The following is a 21125-nucleotide window of genomic DNA, read 5'->3' on the forward strand; positions in this document are numbered from 1 at the left end:
AGTAATGATAAAACGATGCAAGAAATATTTTTTTTCATTTTGCATCACATTGAAATAAACTGTCGTATGGTTTGATAAAGGAAAATAAAATCAAACATAAATTAAAAATTATGAACGCAAATAAAAAAACAATCAGTATTATATTCATGATGTTTCTTTTAACAGGAGGTTTCAGTTGTAAAGATAAAGTTTTAGAAACTCGTAAATTTACCGGAAATAAGCCTGTATATCTTTCTTATGAAGATATGCGAAACGGTGTTAAATTTTTGCCGGGAGAAGATTTAAAACAAACCGGCAAAATGTATTTCTACAACGACTATGTTTTTGTAAATGAATACCTTAAAGGAATTCACATTATAGACAATTCAGATCCGAGTAATCCGCAAAACATTAAGTTTATTGAAATACCCGGTAATATTGATATGGTTATTAAAGATAATTTTCTTTATGTTGACAGTTATGTTGATTTAGTTGTTTTAAATATTGCCGATATAAATAATATTGTTGAAATTAACCGCATTGAAGATGTATTTCCGTATCAAGTTCCCGAATATGATTATACATATCCGCTTGCAACTATAGACACAGAAGCCGGTGTTGTTGTAGGTTACACAATAGAAGAAATTGAAGAAACTTATGAAACAAACGGCGGAAATTGGAACTTCAGGTTTTATAAATATGAAACACTGGATGTTCAAACTGCAAACAGTTCATCAAACTATTCAGGAGGAGGTCAAGGGATTGGAATTGCAGGCTCAATGGCACGTTTCAGCATTTATGAAGATAATATGTATTTGCTTAACGAAACTATTTTAAATGTTTATGATATTTCAAATTTAAGAATGCCGACCTATGTTACCGAATTAAACACAACAACAATTGCCGAAACTTTATTTTTATACAACGGAAAGTTATTCATGGGAACACAAACCGGAATGCGAGTTTATGATTTAAGTAATCCTGATGCTCCTGTTTTTGTTTCTGAATTTTCACACATTCAATCTTGTGATCCTGTTGTAGTTGACAGCAACTATGCTTATGTAACACTTCGTTCCGGAAATGCTTGCGGAAGTTTCACAAATCAATTGGATGTTGTAGATATTAGTGTAATAACTTCTCCCGAATTAGTTAAATCTTATGAACTGACAAATCCGCATGGGCTTGGTATTCAAAGTGATAAAACTTTATTTGTTTGCGACGGCGAAGCCGGATTAAAAGTTTACGATGCAAGCGACCCTTTAAGAATAGATGAGAATATCTTATTCCATTTTCCTGAAATGGATGCTTTTGATGTAATTCCTCTCGGAAATTTAATAATGATGATAAGTGAAGACGGTTTATATCAATATAATTTTGAAGGCGGTGTAATGACCCAATTAAGTTTTATACCTATCGGAGAATAAACAATAATATTATGCTGAATAACATTAAAGGTTGCCGTCGGTAACCTTTTTTTGCTTTTGCAATAGTTGTATTTTATACATCTGCAAAAGCAACCGCAAGAATACTTACAATTACATTTTTTGTTTTTAAAAGCTCATTTGCACATGCAACTAATGTTGAACCGGTGGTTATTACATCATCAACCAATAAAATATGTTTTTCTTGAATTAGCTCCGAATTTATTACTTTAAAAGCTGAATTTACATTTTTTCTTCGCTCCTCTATATTTTTCTTAGTTTGTGTTTGTGTATAAATATGTCTGACAAGAACATTGGTCAGACTCTCTTTTTCTAATATTTCGGAAAGCCCTTTGCAAATCATTTCACTTTGGTTATATCCCCTTAATCTTTTTTTTGCAGGATGCAGAGGAACAGGAATAATGATGTCAATGTCTTCAAAAAGAGAGTTTTTAATTTCTCTGCCGGCCATTCTTCCCAACTCAACTCCTAATTCTTTTTGTTCGTTGTATTTTAATTTATGAATAAGAATTTGAAATTTGCTGCCTTTCTTGAAAAAATAAAAAGCTGTTGAATATTTTATTTTTGTTATTCCGTAGAATAATCTGTTTAAAGGATTGTCTTCTTGTTGGTGGAAATTTGTTTTCGGAATTTCATACAAACAGTCTGTACAAAGGGTAGTTTCTCCTTTTATTAAATTTGTATTACATGCTTCACAATTTTTAGGGAAGAATAATCTGAAGAAATGTATGGTATATTCAAAAAATCGATTCATGCTAAAGGTTAAAATCGGCAATTGCAGCCATTAATTTCTCCATCTTTTTTCGGGTATTAGTTGACGAGCCGTTATAATTATTTATTAAAAGCGAAAAAGCAACTTCTCTGCCTGATTTTGTCGTTACATAACCCGCATATGCTCTTACATTTTTTATAGAACCGCTTTTAGCGTGCATATTATTTTCGGCACTTGTTCCTCTGCAAATTCTCCTGACAGTCCCGTCTTTTCCCACTACCGGAATTGAGTTATAAAAATTTTCCGCATATTTACTCTTTGTTTTCATATACATTAACACGGCTGCCATTTGTTTTGCCGTTATTGTATTATATTTTGACAATCCGCTGCCGTCATAAATATTCATTCCTCCGGTATTAACACCCTTTTTTGCCCAAAATTTCTCGGTAAAACTCTTGTCAATTTTTTCAACATTAAAATTGCATGCTTTCAGTTGCGAATGTTTATACATATGTTCGGCAAATAAGTTAATACTTCGAAAATTTGTTTTTCCGATAATTTCAATAAGTTTGGGCGATTTTGTTATATATATCAAAGTGTGGTTTAAAGAATCATTTTTTGTAAGTTCGGGAGATTTTCGGAATGAAGTTGCAGTTCCCGAACTGACATTGTATATTTTTAATTTCTTTTTTAACTCAGTTGCTGTATAATATGCCGGGTCGGGTATTGAGCCTTTTACTTTGTATTCTTTTCTGTTTAACGGTAATTCACCGGAAATATATCTTGAATAAGTATATGGTGCTCCGAAAATATAAGATCTGTCTGAGTAAACAGCATCTGACTTAACGTGGTTTTCAAAAGTCATCCCTTCAATTTTCGGTTCAATTTTAACTATTTCTGTTTTGCTGCCTACTACACTTCCCGTATTAAAATAAAGTGTGTAAAAATTATCATAGACAGAAAGACCGCAAGCACCTGCACCGAAATAATTTCCTATATCTTCCCACGACCATGTCGGCGGAACAATATCATATCCGTAAATTCTTGCATCTGCAATAATATTACCGTTAATATATTTTATTCCTTTTTTTAAAGTTGCCTTTGTCCAATTGTCTAAAAAAGAATGTGTTGCAGTTGACACAAAGTATTTTGAACCTAAAGTAGGGTCTCCTCCTCCTCTTATAATAATATTTCCGTCTAAAATATTTGTGGTTAAATCTATCTTTCCTGTATATTCAACTCTTGTTTCAAATCTGTAACCGGGTCCGAATATTTCTAAAGCGGTTGCCGTAGTTATTAATTTTTGTGTTGATGCAGGAGTTAAAGCTAAATTTGAATTATGTGAAGCTAAAATTTCTCCTGTATTAATATCAATTGCAATAAAACCTATTCCGGCATTTTTTAAATCTTTGTCATATTTTAATATTCGCAATGCTGCATTTAATTCATGTTTTTGCTTGCTTAACTTTTGTGCATTTACCGAAACGACAAGTAAAAAAAACATAAATGACAGAAATATAAATCTGTTTATTTTCATACTGTTTTATTGTGTTAATCAATTTGCAAAACCTCAAATATAAGAACTAATGATTATTTTGCAATACATAAAACTTCTTTTTATTTGAAGGGTATAATTACATAATATATTTTAAATTTTAAATTTTTTTTATTATATTTACAGCAATAAGTTAATCATTTAAAAAATATTATTATGAAACAAACTATTTCTATTTTTTTAACAATTGTAATTTTTGCTTTCGTTTCTTGCGGCGATGGAAACAGTAAAAAAGCTAATTTATCCGAAAAAGGAGAACTCTTAACATCAGTAACCTGGAAGTACGACACAAATGCAAGCATTAAAGGTACAACTGACGATTTGAAAGATACAACCGGTATCACTGCTGATATTGAGTTGAAAGATGATGTTAAAGCAATCGGAGATTTCTTAACGGGAACATTAAGGTTCGGTGTTGATACAAATGACCCGTCTAAACTTTCTTATGAAAGAAAATACGGAAAAGGAATTTTTTCTATTTCAACTCTTGGTTGGTGGGAGTTTAATGAAGATGAAACATCTGTTATTATGAGAGAGTGGGATGATGTAAATAAAAAAGAATTACCTCCTGAAACAAAGCAAATTGTTAAACTTACAAAAGATCAACTGATACTTAAAGAAGAAAGTGGAGCAGAACATTTTTATATACCGCAATAAACTTCTCCTCTATACTATTTAAAGTGTTGATTTAATGGATATTTTGTCGAAGGACCGCAAATTCTTCCGGCAAAATATTCTATTTTTATGTAAGTTAATTGCTGCTTTTCAATAAAATACTAACCCAAAATACACAGGTATGGGAATTTTTAATAAAATTTTTTCAGAGTCAGATTCTGACAAACACCCGGAGAACATACCGAATATTCAATTCGGAAGATATACCGACAGGCATAAAACACCTGAACAAATAAGTTCTTGGGATAAATCCATTGCACTTTATAAAGAAAAAAAATATTTAGACTCTTATTTTGAGTTTTTTAATTATCTGCGAGACCCAAAGGTTGATAATGTAAAAATAAGTAAAGAGACAGATAAGATTAAGTTTGAAATTATCCAAGGATCAAAAGTTGTAAAAGGCTATGCAAGTAATGCAGAAGTTACAGCAAATTCTGAAATTGCTTCTTTCAAAGAAAAACCTCATGTGGCAGTTATGCGAAAACTTCTCGGAGTAAATTATGACTTGTTTTTCAGTAAATTTGCCATTAAAGATAATACATACGTTTTAAAGTTCTCAGCAAATGTTTTAGATGCACCAACGGAAGCACTTTATGCATCATTAAAAGAAGTTGCAAATCAGGCAGATAAATATGATGATGTATTGACCGATGAATTTAGTTTTTTAAAAGAAGTAAATATTGATCATATTGAAGAACTGCCCGAAAGTGAAAAAGAAGTAAAATATAATTATTTGATTACTTCCGTAAATGATACCATAAAAAGAACAGAAGAACTTACACAAAAAGATTTAGCAGGAGCAGGGTCATTTTTATTATTGCAGCTAACTTTTAAAATTTATTATTTACTTGCACCCGAAGGTGTGCTTTTAGATGATTTAAGATATATACAAGGTGTCTTTTTCAGACACGATAATTCAACAACAGCTGAAAAAAATCATCTGATGGTTGAAGAGTTCAAAAAGGTTATCACAAAACCAAAAGATAAGATTCTTAAATCTTTATATAAAGCAAAAGCGACTTTTGCTGTTGTAAAACCCACAAATTATCAAACAGTTGCTGATTTTATTTTTGGAGAACTCAAAAAAATAGAATGGTACAAAAACAACAACTATTTTGACGTTCAACAAGCAATTTGTGATTATATTGTAGCTTATGCTGAATTTTCCTACGGAATGGATGCTCCTGTATATGAACTATTTGAAATATATTGGAAAGCAACAAATGATAAATATTATAAAAATTTAGGTTTTAATGTTGAATATTATAATTCCGAAACAAAAGAATTCAAACAATCAAAAATAGAAAATGACATTCTTAAAATAATATCAAATGCAAAACGTAAATATATTAATTTAGATTTTAAAACACACCTTTTAAAATTTACAAGTCTTCATGAATTTTCAACATCATTTTTAACCGAAATTGAAAAGTTGAATTTTAACATTAAGCAAGCATAAGCCTAAATACTTTAATATAAAAAAATGGAAAATACAATTGATATATACAAAAATGCCATTGTTCAAATAGCAACTCCTTGGGGAACAGGAACAGGCTTCTTTATTGACGAATATAACGTAATTGTAACAAACAGGCATGTAATTCAAGGAACGATAGAGCCGGTAATTAACGGCAAGAAACTTAAAAAAACAATCTCAAAAGTTCTTTACACCGACGGTGTTTACGATTTAGCCTTTTTGGAAGTTCCCGAAGGCAAAGATTTCTCTCCTGTTCCTCTCGGCAATGCAAATGTATTACATGAAGGTCAACAAGTAATGGCTATCGGACATCCTTACGGACTGAAATTTACTGCTACACAGGGCATTATCTCAAAATCAAAAAGGCTTTGGAACGGAACAGATTATATTCAAATTGATGCAGCAATTAATCCGGGAAACAGCGGAGGACCTCTCATTAATGATAAAAATGAAATAATAGGTGTAAATACATTCATTGTTTCCGAAGGAAATAATTTGGGCTTTGCATTACCGGTTAATCTTCTTAAAGAATCTCTTGAAGACTTTAATTCTCTCGGAAAAAAAATATCAACAAGATGCACCGCATGTAAAAATGTTATTGCAAAAGATGATATTTATGATCATTATTGCCCTAATTGCGGACAGAAAATAAACGAGTTTGAATTTGTTGACAAACCTTACATTCCGTCGAAAGCAGGAAAAGATATTGAAGAAATTATTTCATCTCTCGGATATGATATCAGACTTGCAAGAGCAGGGCAAAATTTTTGGAATATTGAAGAGGGAAGTGCAAGAATTAAAATATCTTACAACCCTCAAAGTCGTTATATTTTGGCTTGGGCTGAACTTTGCAGATTACCAAAAACAAATATTGCTCAAATGTATGAATTCATGCTGAGAGAGAATTACAATTTAGAAGGACTGTCATTCAGTGTGATACAACAAGATATCATTTTAACTGCAATGCGAATTTATGATGCCGATTTAGTAATAGAATCAGAAAAGAAATTATTTGAAAATTTATTTAAAAAAGCTGATGATTATGATAATGCTTTACTTAATTTAGGAGGTATTCCGTACTATGAAGAAGAGTAATAAAAGTCAGAAATGAATCAAATTGACCGGTTAATATAAAAATATATTTTCCGGTCAATTTCTTTTTATACTTTTGCAATTATGGTTTTAACGGATACACATACGCATCTTTTTGTTAAAGAGTTTGATAACGACAGAGATAAAGTTATTAAACAAGCAATTAATTCCGGAATCACGAAAATGATTTTGCCCGGAATTAACTCATCATATATTGAAATTCAAAACCTGCTTGCAAAACAATATCCGAAAAATTGTTTCCCTGCAACAGGGCTACACCCTTCTGATGTTAAAGAAAACTATAAAGATGAAATTAGTGTAGTTGAACAACAATTAAAAACAAAAAAATATATTGCAGTAGGTGAAATAGGGCTTGATTTATATTGGGACAAAACATTTCTAAATCAGCAACAAGATGCATTCAAACAACAAATTATATTAGCAAAAGAACACAAATTGCCGATAATAATTCATGTCAGAGAAGCTTTTAATGAAGTTTTTAGAATTGTTGATAACCTGAACGACAACGATTTAACCGGAGTTTTTCACAGCTTTACAGGAAACACGGAACAAGCAAAAAAAATACTTGCTTACGGAGGATTTAAAATAGGAATTAACGGAATCGTAACTTTTAAAAACTCAGGATTAGACAAAGTTGTAGAAAATATTGATATAAAACATCTTGTACTTGAAACAGATTCGCCTTATTTATCACCAATTCCGAAAAGAGGAAAAAGAAATGAAAGTTCACACCTTATACATATCGCACAAAAAATTTCAGAAATTAAAAATATTCCGATAAATAAACTTGCAGAAATTACAACCGGAAATGCTGTTGAAGTTTTCGGAAACAGACTTTTATCTTAACTTTACAAACAACTTATAAAACTTTAGCAAATGCCGGAAAACAAAACTTCAGTTTTAATTATTTACACCGGAGGAACAATAGGAATGATTACAAATCCTGAAACCGGCTCGTATAAACCGTTTGATTTTGATCATATTTCAAAACAAATTCCGGCATTAAAAAGTTTCGGCTACAATTTAGAAACAATTTCTTTTGAAAAACCGATTGACTCTGCTGATTTAAAACCTGATACTTGGGTAAAGCTTGCCGAAATACTCAGAAAAAATCATAATAATTTTGACGGATTTGTTATTCTTCACGGAACAGACACAATGGCATACACAGCATCAATGCTGAGCTTTATGCTTCAAGATTTTTTTAAACCGGTTATTCTTACAGGTTCACAACTTCCGGTTGATATGTTAAGAACAGACGGAAAAGAAAATTTAATAACAGCAATTGAAATTGCTGCAGCACAAAAAAACGGAAACGCAATAGTTCCCGAAGTTTGTATTTATTTCGACAATAAATTATTCAGAGGAAACAGGACTACAAAACAAAATGCCGAATATTTTGATGCTTTTGAATCTCCGAATTACCCTTATTTAGCCGAGGCAGGAATTAAAATAAATTATTTTACAAAAAACATTAAATATCCCGATTATAATAAAATCCCGACTGTTCACACAAAAATTGATACAAATATCGTTCTTTTAAAAATGTTTCCCGGTATTAGTGAAAATTTTGTAAAGTCTGTTTTTAATACCGAAAACTTAAAAGCAGTTATTTTAGAAACATTCGGCTCGGGAAATGCAATTATGGACAATTGGTTTATTAATATTTTAGAAAATGCAAATAATTCCGATATCGTAATTTTAAATATAACACAATGTTTGGGAGGAAAAGTTGTTCCGGGAAAATATGAAACAGGAAAAAAAATGATTGATGCCGGTGTAATAAGCGGTTATGATATAACAAGCGAAGCTGCAGTTACAAAGTTAATGTATTTGTTAGGGTTGAATTTGCCTGTAAACGAAATAAAATCATATCTGCAAAAATCAATAGCAGGAGAACTTACAAAATAAAATTATTGAACCTGCGTTATCAGAAGAACCGATATTAAAACTTCACAGAGAACTGTTAGGGCAAAAATGTATTTTATCAGATTATTTTTTCTGTATTAAATTTTTTTGTTTATTTTCGGCACTTGAAAAGAAAACCGTTTCTCGGTATGTCTTTCTTTCGGAGAGGTGTCCGAGTGGCTTAAGGAGCACGCTTGGAAAGCGTGTGTGCATATTACGTGTACCGAGGGTTCGAATCCCTCTCTCTCCGCTTAAATAACGGATATTAATTAATTATTAAATAAAAATAAATTTAAAAGACATGAAAAAATTATTTGCATTAGCAGCAATTTTGGGAATGTTTGTTTTTGGTGTAAACACGCAAGTTTTTGCACAAGGTGAAGATTCAACAAAAGTTGAAACAAATCTCACTACTCCGGGCGATGACATTCCGGATGATGTTACACAAGCAAACGAAGATGCAGAACAAGGACAATTACACAGAAAAATTAAAGAAAAATTTATTGAAGGGGGCCCTTTCTTTATGAGTTTTGTATTATTGGCTTTGATTCTAGGTCTTGCTCTTTCTATCGAAAGAATTATATACCTTAATTTAGCCGACGTTAATACAGAAAAATTGTTGCTCAATGTTGAAGAAGCATTGGAAACCGGAGGTGTTGAAGCTGCAAAAGAAGTTTGCAGAGACACAAGAGGACCGGTTGCAAGTATCTTCTATCAAGGCTTAAGCCGTGCAGACCAGGGTATTGATGTAGTTGAAAAATCAGTTATTTCATACGGTAGTGTGCAAATGGGATTGCTTGAAAGAGGATTAACTTGGATTTCATTGTTTATTTCTCTTGCTCCGATGTTAGGTTTCATGGGTACGGTTATAGGTATGATTTCTGCATTCGACAGTATTCAAGCAGCAGGTGACGTTAATGCCCAATTAGTTGCAGGAGGTATTAAAGTAGCCTTGATTACAACAGTTTCAGGTCTTATTGTTGCAATGATTCTTCAAATTTTCTATAACTATATTGTTTCTAAAGTTGATGCAATTGTTAGTGAAATGGAAGATACATCAATTTCATTGATTGATATTTTGGTAAAATACCAAAATAAATAAGAGTTTTTTTAAATTTTAAAATATAAAGCTATGACAGATAATATAGCAAAAATAACAAAAATATTACTATGGGTATTAATTGCTCTGTCTGTTTTCTTTGCCATGATGTTATTTATTAACACCTCGGATGAAGATACAACTTGGGTAGCAAACTCACTGTCATTTACGGAAGTATTATTATACCTTACGGCAGGTGCAGCGGTTTTGTCTTCATTATATATTTTTACAATGAAATTAATTGCAAAACCTAAACGTGCTTTAATTTCCTTAATTCCGATAGTATTATTGCTGGTTATTTTTATTATTGCAAAATCGCAAGCAAGCGATGCGATATTAGATATGCCCACTTATGACGGAGATGCAAATGTACCGAGCCAATTAAAATGGTCAGGCACTGGATTAATAATGATGTATGTACTTTTAGGGCTTGCTTTTGTATCAATTATTTATGCGGAAGTATCCAGATTTTTCAAATAAAATAATAACAAGCATGCAGCATATATAATTTGTTGCATGCTTATCTCGTTTATTAATAAACAAATATAATGGCACGAAGACAATTATCCGAAATAAATGCAGGTTCAATGGCTGACATTGCCTTTCTGTTGCTCATTTTCTTTTTGGTAACAACCACTATGAGTACAAATACCGGTATGCAAAGAAAGTTACCTCCGATGGAAGATGTTGAAAATCCTCCGCCTGTTAAAGAAAGAAATGTAATGGTTGTATTGGTTAATCAATATAATGTAATTGCAATTAAAGGGCGACCGATTGCTTTAAGTCAAATTACGGAAAAAGCAAAAGAATTTTTCTCAGGGCAACGAAGAGATGATTTGCCTGAACTTAAAACAAAAAATATTCCTTTTTTCGGTGATTACCCTGTTTCAAAGGGTCTTGTTTCTCTTCAAACAGACAGAAACACAAGCTATGAGAAATACCTTCAAGTTCAGAATGAATTAGTTAGAGCAATAAATGAGTTAAGAGACGAAAAGTCTATGGAAAAATTCGGAATGCACTTTGAAGATCTTGATGACGAAAAACAAGAAGCTGTCGGCAAGGCAATTCCGCTGGCAATTTCAGAAGCTGAACCGAGAAGAATGACAAAATAATAATATTGAAATTATAATATCAGTATAATGGCAAAATTTGCAAAAAAAGGAAATAAAGGAACACCGGCAATATCAACAGCATCGTTACCCGATATTGTATTTATGTTGTTATTCTTTTTTATGACAGTAACAACAATGAAAGAAATTGATTTGAAAATAACAATTCAAAAACCGACTGCTACTGAAATTAAAAAGTTAGAGAATAAAGCATTGGTTAAGTATATTAATATAGGTCCTCCGAAAGAACAATTTCAATCTAAATTCGGAAATGAAGCGATTATTCAATTAAATGATCAGTTTGCAAAAGTACGAGATATCGGACCGTGGGTAAATGCCGAAAGAGGAAAAATGGAAGCTTCCAATCGTTCTAAAATGACAACCGCATTAAAAGTTCATAAAGAAACTAAAATGGGAATTGTTACAGACGTAAAACAAGAACTCAGGAGAGCAAAAGCATTAAAAATAACTTATCTTGCAGATAAAACAACAGAAAAATTAAGATAAAAAAGAGCCTATTAAGGCTCTTTTTTTTATTAAGTAAGTTTAATATTAAGCTATTTATTTTCAGTTATAATAATTTTAGAAAAAAGTTAGCTTTATAAAGTAAAAAACTCTAAATTTGTGTTGCAAAACACATATATAAAAAATCATGTTAAAAAACGTTGATTGCCAGAATTGTTCCAAAGATAAAGATTCTATTTTCAATTTATTGAATAAAGAAGAGCGAGAATTGTTTGAAAAGCATAAACAATGTACCGGGTATAAAAAAGGAGAAATAATTTATAAAGAGGGAGATATGCCCGGAGGTTTAATTTGCCTGTGTGCCGGTAAAGTTAAAATTTTCAAAGAAGGTGTCGGAGGCAGAGACCAGATTATACGAATGGAAAGACCTGTTCACTTTATAGGATTCAGAGCTCTTTTTGCCGGGCAACATTATATTGCGTCAGCTGTTGCTATTGAAGATTGCTCATTGTGTTATCTTGAAAAGTCAGTACTTGAAAAATTAATTAAATCAAACGGTAATTTTGCTCTGAAAATAATTAATATTTTAGCTACCGAACTCGGTTTTTCAAATGAAAGAACAGTTTCTTTAACCCAAAAACATATAAGAGGCAGATTGGCAGAATCATTACTGGTTATGATAAATACTTTTGATTTTGAAGAAGACGGCAAAACAATAAAAGTATATCTTTCAAGAGAAGATTTAGCAAATTTATCGAATATGACAACATCAAACGCAATACGAACTTTATCAACCTTTGCATCTGAAGGCGTAATTTCGATTGACGGAAGAAGAATATCAGTTGAAAAACTTGATGAATTAAAAAGAATAAGTAACTTAGGCTAATTTTAATATAATTAATAATTTTCTCACACCTTATAAAACTCAGTTTAATAACTGAGTTTTTTTATTAATTTTACGATTAACAGGTAATAATCTAAATGTTCAACAAATTATACAGTTTATACAAAACACATTTTTATGTTTTCTATATTGCAACACTTGTTGTAATAGTTGCCGTAATGCCCCATTCGAGAGGGTTGTTAAGTTCTTCGCAAATAGGTTTGGCTGTATTATGGCTTTTAGAAGGTAATTTTAAACGTAAATTTGATAATTTAAAGGCTAATAAATCAATACTTATTTTCAGTTCAATATTTTTTATACATATAATCGGAATTATTTATTCCGAAAACATCGGCTATGCATTAAAAGATTTGAAGATTAAATTACCTCTGCTGCTTTTCCCTGTTGTAATAGGAACATCTGTAAAACTCGGATTTAAAGAAATAAAATTAATTGTTACGGTTTTTACAATTTCGTTATTACTAAAAACGATGTACGGCTTAGCTGTTCTTGTCGGCATTACCGGAAAGGAAATAAGTGATGTTCAGGAAATTGCAGGTAAGTTTTCGCATATACGTTACGCATTATTGCTGAATATTGCTGTTTTTTCAAACTTTTACCTTTTCTTTTTTTCTCCCGAAGATGAAAAGCTAAGAATAAAGGTTTTTCAAATTTCAAGCATTATATGGTTAAGTATTTTCTTGTTTATTTTGCATTCGGTAACAGGTTGGGTTATATTTTTTGTATTATTAATATTCACAAGTCTATTTATTGCATTTAATTCATCCGACAAAAAGTTGCAAATAATAAGTATTTTATCTGTTTTAATAATTGCGGGCGGCTCGTTTACATATTTAGCTTATTCTGCAATAAAATTCTATAAGTCTGACTTTGTTGAAGTTGGAAAAATTAAAAATTACACAAAAAGCGGAAATCCGTATGTAAATAATTTTAAAAGTAATGAGCGAGAAAACGGTCATTTTGTAAATCTTTATTTATGTGAGAAAGAAATAAAAGAGGAATGGAACAAAATAAGTGATTTTAAATATGACGGAAGAGATAAAAAAGACCAACCCATAAAATTTACGCTTATAAGATACCTGACATCTAAAAATTACAGAAAAGATAAAGAAGGAGTGCAAGAACTTACCGAGAAGGATATTGAAAATATTGAAACTGGAATTGCAAATTATATTTATGAAAGAAAATATGCTCTATATCCAAAAATATATGAGATTTTATGGCAAACTGAACAATATATGCATGGTGGAAGTCCTGAAAATCACTCTGTTACTCAAAGAATAGAGTTTATAAAAATCGGAAAAGAAATAATAAAGGGAAATCTTTTTTTCGGAGTAGGAACAGGCGATGTAAAAGATGAGTTTTTGAAACAATATGAAAAATCAGCTTCACAATTATCTAAAAAAAACAGACTCAGGGCACACAATCAATACATTACGTTTTTTATTACCTTTGGAATTGTAGGTTTTATATGGATTATTTTTGCATATATATACGCACCGTTAAAAGAACGCAAATTTAAAGATTACCTTTTTCTTATCGTGTTTATTACCATGTCGCTTTCAATGTTAAATGAAGATACGCTTGAAACACAAATGGGAGCAACAATATTTGCTTTTTTCATGTGCTTGTATTTGTTCAGCAATCCTTTGGAAATTTTAAGGGATTCAGATTAATCTTTTTCTTGTTTTTTTAGCTGAATTGCTTTTGAATATTTAAGAAAGGTTTCAAAAGAAATAATAACGGAAATTAAAAATGTTGTGTAACCTCCTAAAAATCCAAGTTTTAAAAAATAGTTTTTAAAGAACCTGAAAGTAGGGTTTACAATTGCTTTGAAAAGCAGATGTTTTTTATTTTTCTTTACTAATTGTTCTGCTCCTATGGTGCTGAATTTATTCACTTGTAATAAATGTTCTTCAATTGTATTAAAAGAATAATGCAACAAGTTTCCTTTCAAATGTTTTTTCTCGACACCTTCTTTCAAAATAACCGTATCATGAGGATTTATACCGCCCCAAGCACCTTTTCTCTTATTCCACAATCTAATTTTCCTGTCAGGATACCAAGCACCGTGTTTTATTTCTTTTCCGCAATAAATATTTAATCTGTTAAAATAATATGCGTCATATTCAGGTTTTTCTTTTATTTTCTTAATTGAAGTGATTAATTTGGAAGATAAAATTTCATCAGCATCAAGCGAAAGTACAAAATCATTTTCGGCAAAAGTTATTGCTCTGTTTTTTTGTTCAATATGTCCGTCAAATTTATGTTTGAAAAATTTTACATTGTAAGATTTGCAAATATCTTCGGTTTTATCCGCAGAAAATGAATCTAAAACAATTATTTCATCTGCAACATCTTGCAATGACAGCAAACATCTTTCGATATTCTTTTCTTCATTAAAAGTTATTATAACAGCCGATAATTTTATCATTTTTAAATATTAATGTTTCCTGCCGGTTCGTATATCTTCCCGGGTAAACTTCTTACCGCTCCTTTAAATTCCATTTCTAAAAGTAAAGAAGAAACTTTGCTCATATTCATATTTAAAGTTTTGCAAATTTCGTCAATTACTATTTTTTTATGTTGAGATAAAACTTTAAAAAGTTCTTTTTCATCTTCCGAAAGTTCAATAAACAAACTTTTTTGATTGATTTTATTATTACTTTGCTCCCAATTTAAAATATATTCAATGTCGGCGGCAGTTTGCAACAAAAAGGCTTTATGAGTTTTAATTAACCAATTTGTGCCCTCTGAATACTTATCTTCGAGCCTGCCGGGAACGGCAAAAACTTCTCTGTTATATGAATTTGCAATATCAGCAGTAACTAAAGAACCTCCTTTTTTTGCAGATTCCACAACAACAGTTGCTTGTGATAAACCGGCAATTATTCGGTTTCTTCTTAAGAAATTTTGTCTTTCAAATTTTGAACCGCTTATAAACTCTGTTATTAATGCTCCTTTTTCTTTAATTTCTGTTGCTGTTTTTTTATGGTTAGCAGGATAAATTTTATCAAAACCGTGAGCAAAAACTGAAACAGTATCTAAACCGTATTTTAATGCTGCTTTATGAGCACATATATCAATTCCGTATGCTAATCCACTTATAATTATTGGATTATGGCTTGTCTCCGATAAAGATTTAATTAAGTTCTCACAAATTTCTTTTCCTTGTATTGTTGCATCTCTTGTTCCTACAATGCTTATAATTTTTCTGTTATTAAAATCAATATTTCCTTTAACAAAAATCATCAAAGGAGCATCCGGACATTGCTTTAACAGAAACGGATAATCTTTATCTAAATAAAATACCGGCTTAATTTTATTCTTTTCAATAAATCTAATCTCTTTTTCAGCTTGTTTTAAAAAACTTTTCCCTTCAATAACTTTAGATGCCGTGAACGAACCGATGCCGGGAGCTTTCATTAATTGGCTTTTTGTTGCTTCAAAAACTTCTTTTACTCCACCGGTATATGAAATTACGCTTTTAGCTGTAACAGGTCCTAAGCCCGGAATTAAGCCGAGTGCAATTTTATATTTTAACAGTTCATTGTTCATTAATTTTTCGCTGCAGGCTAAACAATAACTTTTTTAACCTCATAATTGTCAATAATAAATGCTGAAATTACGTTATTATCTTCTTTTACCGTTTTTATTATTTTTGAATTTCCGTCAAAGTTCAGCAAATTAATTGTTGCCTCATTTGTTTTTGCAGTTGCATTGGATTCGACACTAAACTTTTCTGCTGTTTCTTTTCCGAATTTTTCTTCAAGATATAATTGCCATTTTTTCTCGGCATACTTTAATTTAAATGTTAAGAGCTTCATATGTATTATAATATTTTAGTTTTTAATGTATTCGTATGCTTGATTTCGGTATGCCGGTATAAACCCGGCTTCTGTTATGGCTTCCTGAATTTGTTTTGCGTTAAAACTGTGGTCGGCACCTGCAACCGAAACAACGTTTTCTTCTATCATAATAGATCCGAAATCGTTTGCTCCGGCGAGCAAAGTAAGTTGTCCTGTTGTTTTGCCTACAGTAAGCCACGATGCCTGCATATTTTTTATGTTGGGCATCATAATTCTTGCTAGGGCAAAAGTTCTGATATATTCATCGGCTGTAACGGTATTTTCTATACCCGATTTTTTATTTAATTCCGTTCCTTCGTCTTGGAACGGCCAAGGTATAAAAGTTGTGAAACCTTCCGACTTATCAGGCTTTTCGGCTTGCACTTCTCTTAATTTAACAAAGTGTTCAATGCGTTCGCGATGTGTTTCTATGTGTCCGAACATCATTGTTGCCGAAGTTACTATATTGAGTTTATGGGCTTCACGCATAACATCAAGCCATTGTTCTGCCGAACATTTTCCTCTCGAAACGGTTTTGCGAATTCTGTCAACGAGAATTTCGGCACCGGCACCGGGCAGACTGTCTAATCCTGCTTCTGTAAGTTGTATGAGAACATCTTTGTATGTTGTTTTTGAAATTCGTGCAATATGGTAAATTTCAGCAGGTCCCAAAGCATGAAGTTTTATGTCGGAGTGCATTTTTTTTATATCGGAAAAGAGTTTTTTATACCATTCCAAATCGAGTTTCGGGTGTAAACCACCTTGCATAAGCAGTTGATTTCCGCCGAGTTTTTTCAAAACTTTTATTTTTTCGTTGTATTCTTCGAGGGTGGTAATGTAAACATCAGATGCTCCGGGTTTTCTGTAAAAGTTACAAAATTCGCATTGGGCTATGCAAACATTCGTAATGTTTACGTTTCTGTCGATAATCCAACCGACTTTATTTTCTTTTTCTTTAGGTTGATTTTGTTTTCTTATTTCATTTCCGATAAACATTAAATCGGAAGTAGGTGCATTTTCGTATAAAAATAATCCTTCTTCTGTTGTCAAAAATTCTTGATTTAATGCTTTTTTATATAATGTATTTAAGTTCATTTTATTTTTTTGAGAGGGGCAAAGTTAATATTTGTATGAAAGAGGCAAACAATTTATTTTCCCAAAGCATCTTCAATCAACAAGGTCATAACTTCTTTAATTGTCATTCCGGCTTTTTGTATCATTTGCGGAACAAGACTTTCATCAGTCATTCCGGGAACTGTATTTGCTTCGAGAAACCAAAATTCGTCATTTTTCAGGATAAAATCCATTCTTACAATTCCTTTGCAGTTAAGCAAATCGTATAATTCGGAGGTTATTTTTTGACATTTTTCCGTTAACTCCGGCGATATTCTTGCCGGAATTATTTCCTGCGAAAGACCTTCGTATTTTGCTTTATAATCAAAAAATTCGGCTTCGGGAACTATCTCAATCAAAGGCAGTTTGTATTCTTTTTCTTTTATTTTGAAAATGCCGCACTGTATTTCGTCGCCTTTAATAAATTCCTCTATTATAACTTCATCGCTTTCTTTAAAGGCATTTTCAATTGCCTGTTGCAAGTCTTCTTTTTTCTTAACTTTTGTAATACCGTAGCTCGATCCTCCGGCATTGGGCTTTACAAAACAAGGCAAGCCGACTTGCGAAATTATTCCTTTACTGTTAAAGGTTTTATTTTTACGAATGAGAACCGACTTTGCAATGTTTACTATACCCGAATTTTCCAAAAAAGTATTGCAATAATACTTGTTAAAAGTTAGTGAAGATGCCAAAACACCGCTCCCGGCATAAGGAATGTCGAGCATATCAAAATATGCTTGTAATAAACCGTCTTCGCCCGGTGTACCGTGAATGGCGGAAATAACGAGGTCAAATTTTTCTTTCTGTCCTTTGTCGGAAAATGAAAAATCATTTTTATGAATTATAAGTCCGCAATTAAGGTCATTTATTAAAGTCCATTCGCTGCCTTTTATTTGAACTGTGAAAACATTGTATTTTTCTTTATCAATTTCGTTTGCAACATTTTCTGCCGATTTTAAAGATATAAAAAATTCGGAAGAATTTCCGCCCGCCAATACTGCTATATTTTTTTTGTTTGCCATTCAGTATTTTTTGCTTTTCTAATTTAAACGGTAAAAATATTTATAATTTTTGAAACGGGGTGTATATTTTTAGTTGAAAGTTTTAAGTTTAAGGTTTCTTTATTTACAATAATTTATCAATATTTCATTTAAACTTCTTTTCGGAACATGATGAATGTTATTTTCATCTCGCCAATAGTCGTAATTTCCGTTTTTTGGCATTTTTTCAATAACAACAGTTTCTTTCGGGACACCGAGAGCCAAAACAAGCAGTATTTCAAGGTGTTCGGGAATGTTAAGTTTTGCTCTTAATTTTTGCCGTTGAATTGCTGCTATTGTGCAACCGCCGTATCCTTTTTCAGCGGCACCGAGAAGTATTGATTGAGCAACAAATCCGCTTGCAACATTATGGTAAGCGTTTTTTACTTTCGGAAGTATCGAGTTATCACCCAAAATTATAACGTATGCCGAAGGTTCTTCGCCTTCTTCGGGTTTATTCCAACCGGCTAAAGCACCTGCCCAACTCAATGTCGGAAATATTTTATCGTTAACCTCATCTGTGTTTGAAATTATAAATTTCAACGACTGACGATTTCGGGGCGAAGGTGTCAGTCTTGCCAAATCAATCAATTCTTTCAGTTCGTTTTCAGAAATCTTTTTATCTTGTTCAAAACGACGATAAGTTCTGTTTTGTTTTATTAAATCGTATAGCATTTTAAAAGGAATTAATAAAGTCAATTAATAATAATGTTAAGTCCTCAAATTCATTTAAAGGTAAATTTTCCGGATTATCATTTATGTTGTGATATTCTTTATATTCCCCTAAGGTATAAATAAAAAAAGATTTTACTCCGTTTGCGTAAAAGAAATAATGGTCGCTGTTTGCTGCTGCACCTCTTATTTTTACGGCAGGGAGGTAGTCGTTTTTATTATTTATTTCGGTTAGTTTGTCAAATTCTTTTTTAAAAACTGAACCGTTCACAACTTTGATACCTTTATCTCCGCTGCCGACCATATCAAGGTTTATCAAAAACTTAATTTTGTTTAAAGGAAACAAAGGATTTTCTGTATAAAATTTTGAGCCTAGCAAACCAAGTTCTTCTCCGGCAAAAAACATAAAAACAATATTATATTTCGGTTTTTTTTGCTTTGAGAAATATTTTGCAAGATTAAGCAACATTGCAATTCCGCTGCCGTTATCATTAGCTCCCGGGAAATATGTGTTATAACCCATGTGCCCTAAGTGGTCATAATGGGCAGATAAAACAATGCTTGTATCTGTTTTGCCTTTTATATATCCTATTATATTTTGTGTTTCATAATTTTCAAGGAATCGACTTTCAATATCTAAGTTTGCTGATTTTATATTTTTAAGCAGGGCATTTCTTTTAACTGTAATTAGAGCGAAGTTTTTTTGTTCTTGAGAAGGGACATAAGTAAGATTATTGTCTTCAATTTTTATTACGGCTTTTGCTTTTAATATATTTTTTTGTGTTATTAAATCGTAAGCTTGTGAAAAGCTTTTTCTTTCAATGCCGGCAGTATCAATTATTATAACTTTCTCGGATAAATCTTTATAAATTAAATTTCTGAACTTTATACTGTCGTCAATTATTTTTTTGCCGATATATATTGCAGGAAATTTTCCTTTAACAGAACATGATTTAGAAGAAATAATATAATCAACTCCCGGTATTAATTTTATATTGTTCAGTACAACTTTGTTATTTCCGTATAGGGTATTTGTGTTTAATGTAAATTTTTGTAAATACGTTTTTGAAACGGGCTTTATATGTTTTTTTTTAAGTTCTTTTATAATATATGCCGAAGTTATTTTATCTCCTCCGAAGCCGTATCCTCTTCCGTGAAATTCCTCAGAGCAAACTTTATTCAAGACTTCTTCTGCATATTCTCTGTTTTGAGAAAATACTTGTTGAAAACTTGATAATAATAATATGTAAATAATAAAAAACGACTTCAAAATTTCTTTATTTTTGTCAAAGTTAAAAAAATATGATTTAAATCCACACAAAGTTTTATATCATAGAGGTCGGGCTTTTAATAGAGTTACAAGATGTAATATTTTTTATTTCTTGTTAAAAAATTAAATCAATAAAATATGTTTTTAGAAGAAAAAGTAAGAACGGCAGGTTGGATTGAGGTTATAGCCGGCTCTATGTTCTCCGGTAAAACTGAAGAGTTAATTCGTAGGATGATTCGTGCTAAAATTGCACAGCAAAAAACTATGATTTTTAAGCCTAAAGTTGATACCCGATATTCTGAAAACAAGGTTGTATCTCATGATTCAAAGTCGATTGACTCTACACCTGTTGCAAAAGCTGAGGAAATTTTATATTTAGCCGAAAAGTATGAAGTTATAGGTATTGATGAAGTGCAATTTTTTAGTGATATTTTGGTGGAAGTTTGCAATAAGCTTGCAGACAAAGGAATAAGGGTTATTGTTGCAGGCTTAGACATGGATTTTGCAGGTAAACCGTTTGGTCCTATTCCTAAATTGTTTGCTATTGCTGAGTATGTTACAAAAGTTCATGCAATTTGTATGCATTGCGGGAATCTTGCTCATTATTCTCATCGGCTGTCGGATAGTGACAAACAGTTTTTGTTGGGCGAGAAAGATTTATACGAACCTCTTTGCAGGAAATGCTATAATCAGGTAAATTTATAAAAGCTTAGAAACATTATACCTTGTTCTTCTTATAGAAAA

Annotated in this window: 22 protein-coding genes and 1 tRNA gene; 14 read left to right on the forward strand and 9 right to left on the reverse strand. The window is 31.5% G+C overall.

What is annotated here, in order from left to right; translation table 11 throughout:
• Positions 1 to 110 precede the first annotated feature (110 nt).
• On the forward strand, positions 111 to 1403 hold the full coding sequence (locus L3J35_01990; GenBank protein MCF6364949.1) for a hypothetical protein: 1293 nt from the start codon (positions 111 to 113) through the stop codon (positions 1401 to 1403).
• A gap of 73 nt (positions 1404 to 1476) precedes the next feature.
• Here L3J35_01990 and L3J35_01995 read toward each other — a convergent pair whose 3' ends face one another.
• Complete coding sequence (locus L3J35_01995) at positions 1477 to 2175, reverse strand: ComF family protein (GenBank protein MCF6364950.1); 699 nt, start codon at positions 2173 to 2175, stop codon at positions 1477 to 1479.
• Between the two features lies 1 nt (position 2176).
• Complete coding sequence (dacB, locus tag L3J35_02000; GenBank protein MCF6364951.1) at positions 2177 to 3670, reverse strand: D-alanyl-D-alanine carboxypeptidase/D-alanyl-D-alanine-endopeptidase; 1494 nt, start codon at positions 3668 to 3670, stop codon at positions 2177 to 2179.
• Between the two features lie 174 nt (positions 3671 to 3844).
• Between dacB and L3J35_02005 the strand changes: the two genes are divergently transcribed.
• The 12 genes from L3J35_02005 (at position 3845) to L3J35_02060 (ending at position 14114) form a co-directional block, all read left to right on the forward strand.
• Positions 3845 to 4345 (forward strand): hypothetical protein, encoded by a 501-nt coding sequence (locus L3J35_02005; GenBank protein MCF6364952.1) that lies wholly within the window; start codon positions 3845 to 3847, stop codon positions 4343 to 4345.
• Positions 4346 to 4484: 139 nt separating this feature from the next.
• The gene (locus L3J35_02010) at positions 4485 to 5822 is read left to right on the forward strand and encodes a YbjN domain-containing protein (protein ID MCF6364953.1); all 1338 of its coding nucleotides are present in this window, start codon (positions 4485 to 4487) and stop codon (positions 5820 to 5822) included.
• 24 nt (positions 5823 to 5846) lie between these two features.
• Positions 5847 to 6935, forward strand: a complete 1089-nt coding sequence (locus L3J35_02015; protein ID MCF6364954.1) for a trypsin-like peptidase domain-containing protein — start codon at positions 5847 to 5849, stop codon at positions 6933 to 6935.
• 81 nt (positions 6936 to 7016) lie between these two features.
• Positions 7017 to 7799 (forward strand): TatD family hydrolase, encoded by a 783-nt coding sequence (locus L3J35_02020; GenBank protein MCF6364955.1) that lies wholly within the window; start codon positions 7017 to 7019, stop codon positions 7797 to 7799.
• 30 nt (positions 7800 to 7829) lie between these two features.
• Positions 7830 to 8864 (forward strand): type I asparaginase, encoded by a 1035-nt coding sequence (locus L3J35_02025; protein ID MCF6364956.1) that lies wholly within the window; start codon positions 7830 to 7832, stop codon positions 8862 to 8864.
• 159 nt (positions 8865 to 9023) lie between these two features.
• Positions 9024 to 9111, forward strand: a tRNA-Ser gene (locus L3J35_02030).
• A gap of 51 nt (positions 9112 to 9162) precedes the next feature.
• On the forward strand, positions 9163 to 9963 hold the full coding sequence (locus L3J35_02035) for a MotA/TolQ/ExbB proton channel family protein (protein MCF6364957.1): 801 nt from the start codon (positions 9163 to 9165) through the stop codon (positions 9961 to 9963).
• 30 nt (positions 9964 to 9993) lie between these two features.
• The gene (locus L3J35_02040; GenBank protein ID MCF6364958.1) at positions 9994 to 10440 is read left to right on the forward strand and encodes a hypothetical protein; all 447 of its coding nucleotides are present in this window, start codon (positions 9994 to 9996) and stop codon (positions 10438 to 10440) included.
• A gap of 68 nt (positions 10441 to 10508) precedes the next feature.
• Positions 10509 to 11072, forward strand: a complete 564-nt coding sequence (locus tag L3J35_02045) for a biopolymer transporter ExbD (GenBank protein ID MCF6364959.1) — start codon at positions 10509 to 10511, stop codon at positions 11070 to 11072.
• Between the two features lie 27 nt (positions 11073 to 11099).
• Positions 11100 to 11576: a biopolymer transporter ExbD gene (locus L3J35_02050; protein ID MCF6364960.1), complete on the forward strand. Its 477-nt coding sequence runs from the start codon at positions 11100 to 11102 to the stop codon at positions 11574 to 11576.
• 145 nt (positions 11577 to 11721) lie between these two features.
• The gene (locus L3J35_02055) at positions 11722 to 12420 is read left to right on the forward strand and encodes a Crp/Fnr family transcriptional regulator (protein ID MCF6364961.1); all 699 of its coding nucleotides are present in this window, start codon (positions 11722 to 11724) and stop codon (positions 12418 to 12420) included.
• Positions 12421 to 12515: 95 nt separating this feature from the next.
• Entirely contained in the window at positions 12516 to 14114 is a 1599-nt protein-coding gene (locus tag L3J35_02060) for an O-antigen ligase family protein (GenBank protein MCF6364962.1), read from the forward strand.
• On the opposite strand, the gene L3J35_02065 is transcribed toward L3J35_02060, so the two are convergent.
• The 7 genes from L3J35_02065 to L3J35_02095 all read right to left on the reverse strand — a co-directional run bounded on the left by L3J35_02065 (position 14111) and on the right by L3J35_02095 (position 20381).
• The gene (locus L3J35_02065; protein MCF6364963.1) at positions 14111 to 14872 is read right to left on the reverse strand and encodes a glycosyltransferase family 2 protein; all 762 of its coding nucleotides are present in this window, start codon (positions 14870 to 14872) and stop codon (positions 14111 to 14113) included. The genes L3J35_02060 and L3J35_02065 overlap by 4 nt on opposite strands.
• A gap of 2 nt (positions 14873 to 14874) precedes the next feature.
• Entirely contained in the window at positions 14875 to 15996 is a 1122-nt protein-coding gene (gene dprA / locus L3J35_02070) for a DNA-processing protein DprA (protein ID MCF6364964.1), read from the reverse strand.
• A 17-nt stretch (positions 15997 to 16013) separates the two neighbouring features.
• Positions 16014 to 16265 (reverse strand): hypothetical protein, encoded by a 252-nt coding sequence (locus tag L3J35_02075; protein MCF6364965.1) that lies wholly within the window; start codon positions 16263 to 16265, stop codon positions 16014 to 16016.
• Between the two features lie 15 nt (positions 16266 to 16280).
• Positions 16281 to 17381: a dehypoxanthine futalosine cyclase gene (mqnC, locus tag L3J35_02080; protein MCF6364966.1), complete on the reverse strand. Its 1101-nt coding sequence runs from the start codon at positions 17379 to 17381 to the stop codon at positions 16281 to 16283.
• Between the two features lie 53 nt (positions 17382 to 17434).
• Positions 17435 to 18421 carry a D-alanine--D-alanine ligase gene (locus L3J35_02085; protein MCF6364967.1) on the reverse strand — a complete coding sequence of 329 codons (987 nt, stop codon included), beginning with the start codon at positions 18419 to 18421 and terminating at the stop codon, positions 17435 to 17437.
• Positions 18422 to 18520: 99 nt separating this feature from the next.
• Positions 18521 to 19138: a nitroreductase family protein gene (locus L3J35_02090; protein MCF6364968.1), complete on the reverse strand. Its 618-nt coding sequence runs from the start codon at positions 19136 to 19138 to the stop codon at positions 18521 to 18523.
• The gene (locus L3J35_02095; protein MCF6364969.1) at positions 19116 to 20381 is read right to left on the reverse strand and encodes a DUF4910 domain-containing protein; all 1266 of its coding nucleotides are present in this window, start codon (positions 20379 to 20381) and stop codon (positions 19116 to 19118) included. The genes L3J35_02090 and L3J35_02095 overlap by 23 nt, the downstream gene beginning before the upstream one ends.
• A 138-nt stretch (positions 20382 to 20519) precedes the next feature.
• On the opposite strand from L3J35_02095, the gene L3J35_02100 reads away from it, so the two are divergent.
• Positions 20520 to 21086 carry a thymidine kinase gene (locus L3J35_02100; GenBank protein ID MCF6364970.1) on the forward strand — a complete coding sequence of 189 codons (567 nt, stop codon included), beginning with the start codon at positions 20520 to 20522 and terminating at the stop codon, positions 21084 to 21086.
• The last annotated feature ends 39 nt before the right edge of the window (positions 21087 to 21125 follow it).

It is taken from the genome of Bacteroidales bacterium (genome assembly GCA_021648725.1).
Taxonomy (GTDB): domain Bacteria; phylum Bacteroidota; class Bacteroidia; order Bacteroidales; family JAADGE01; genus JAADGE01.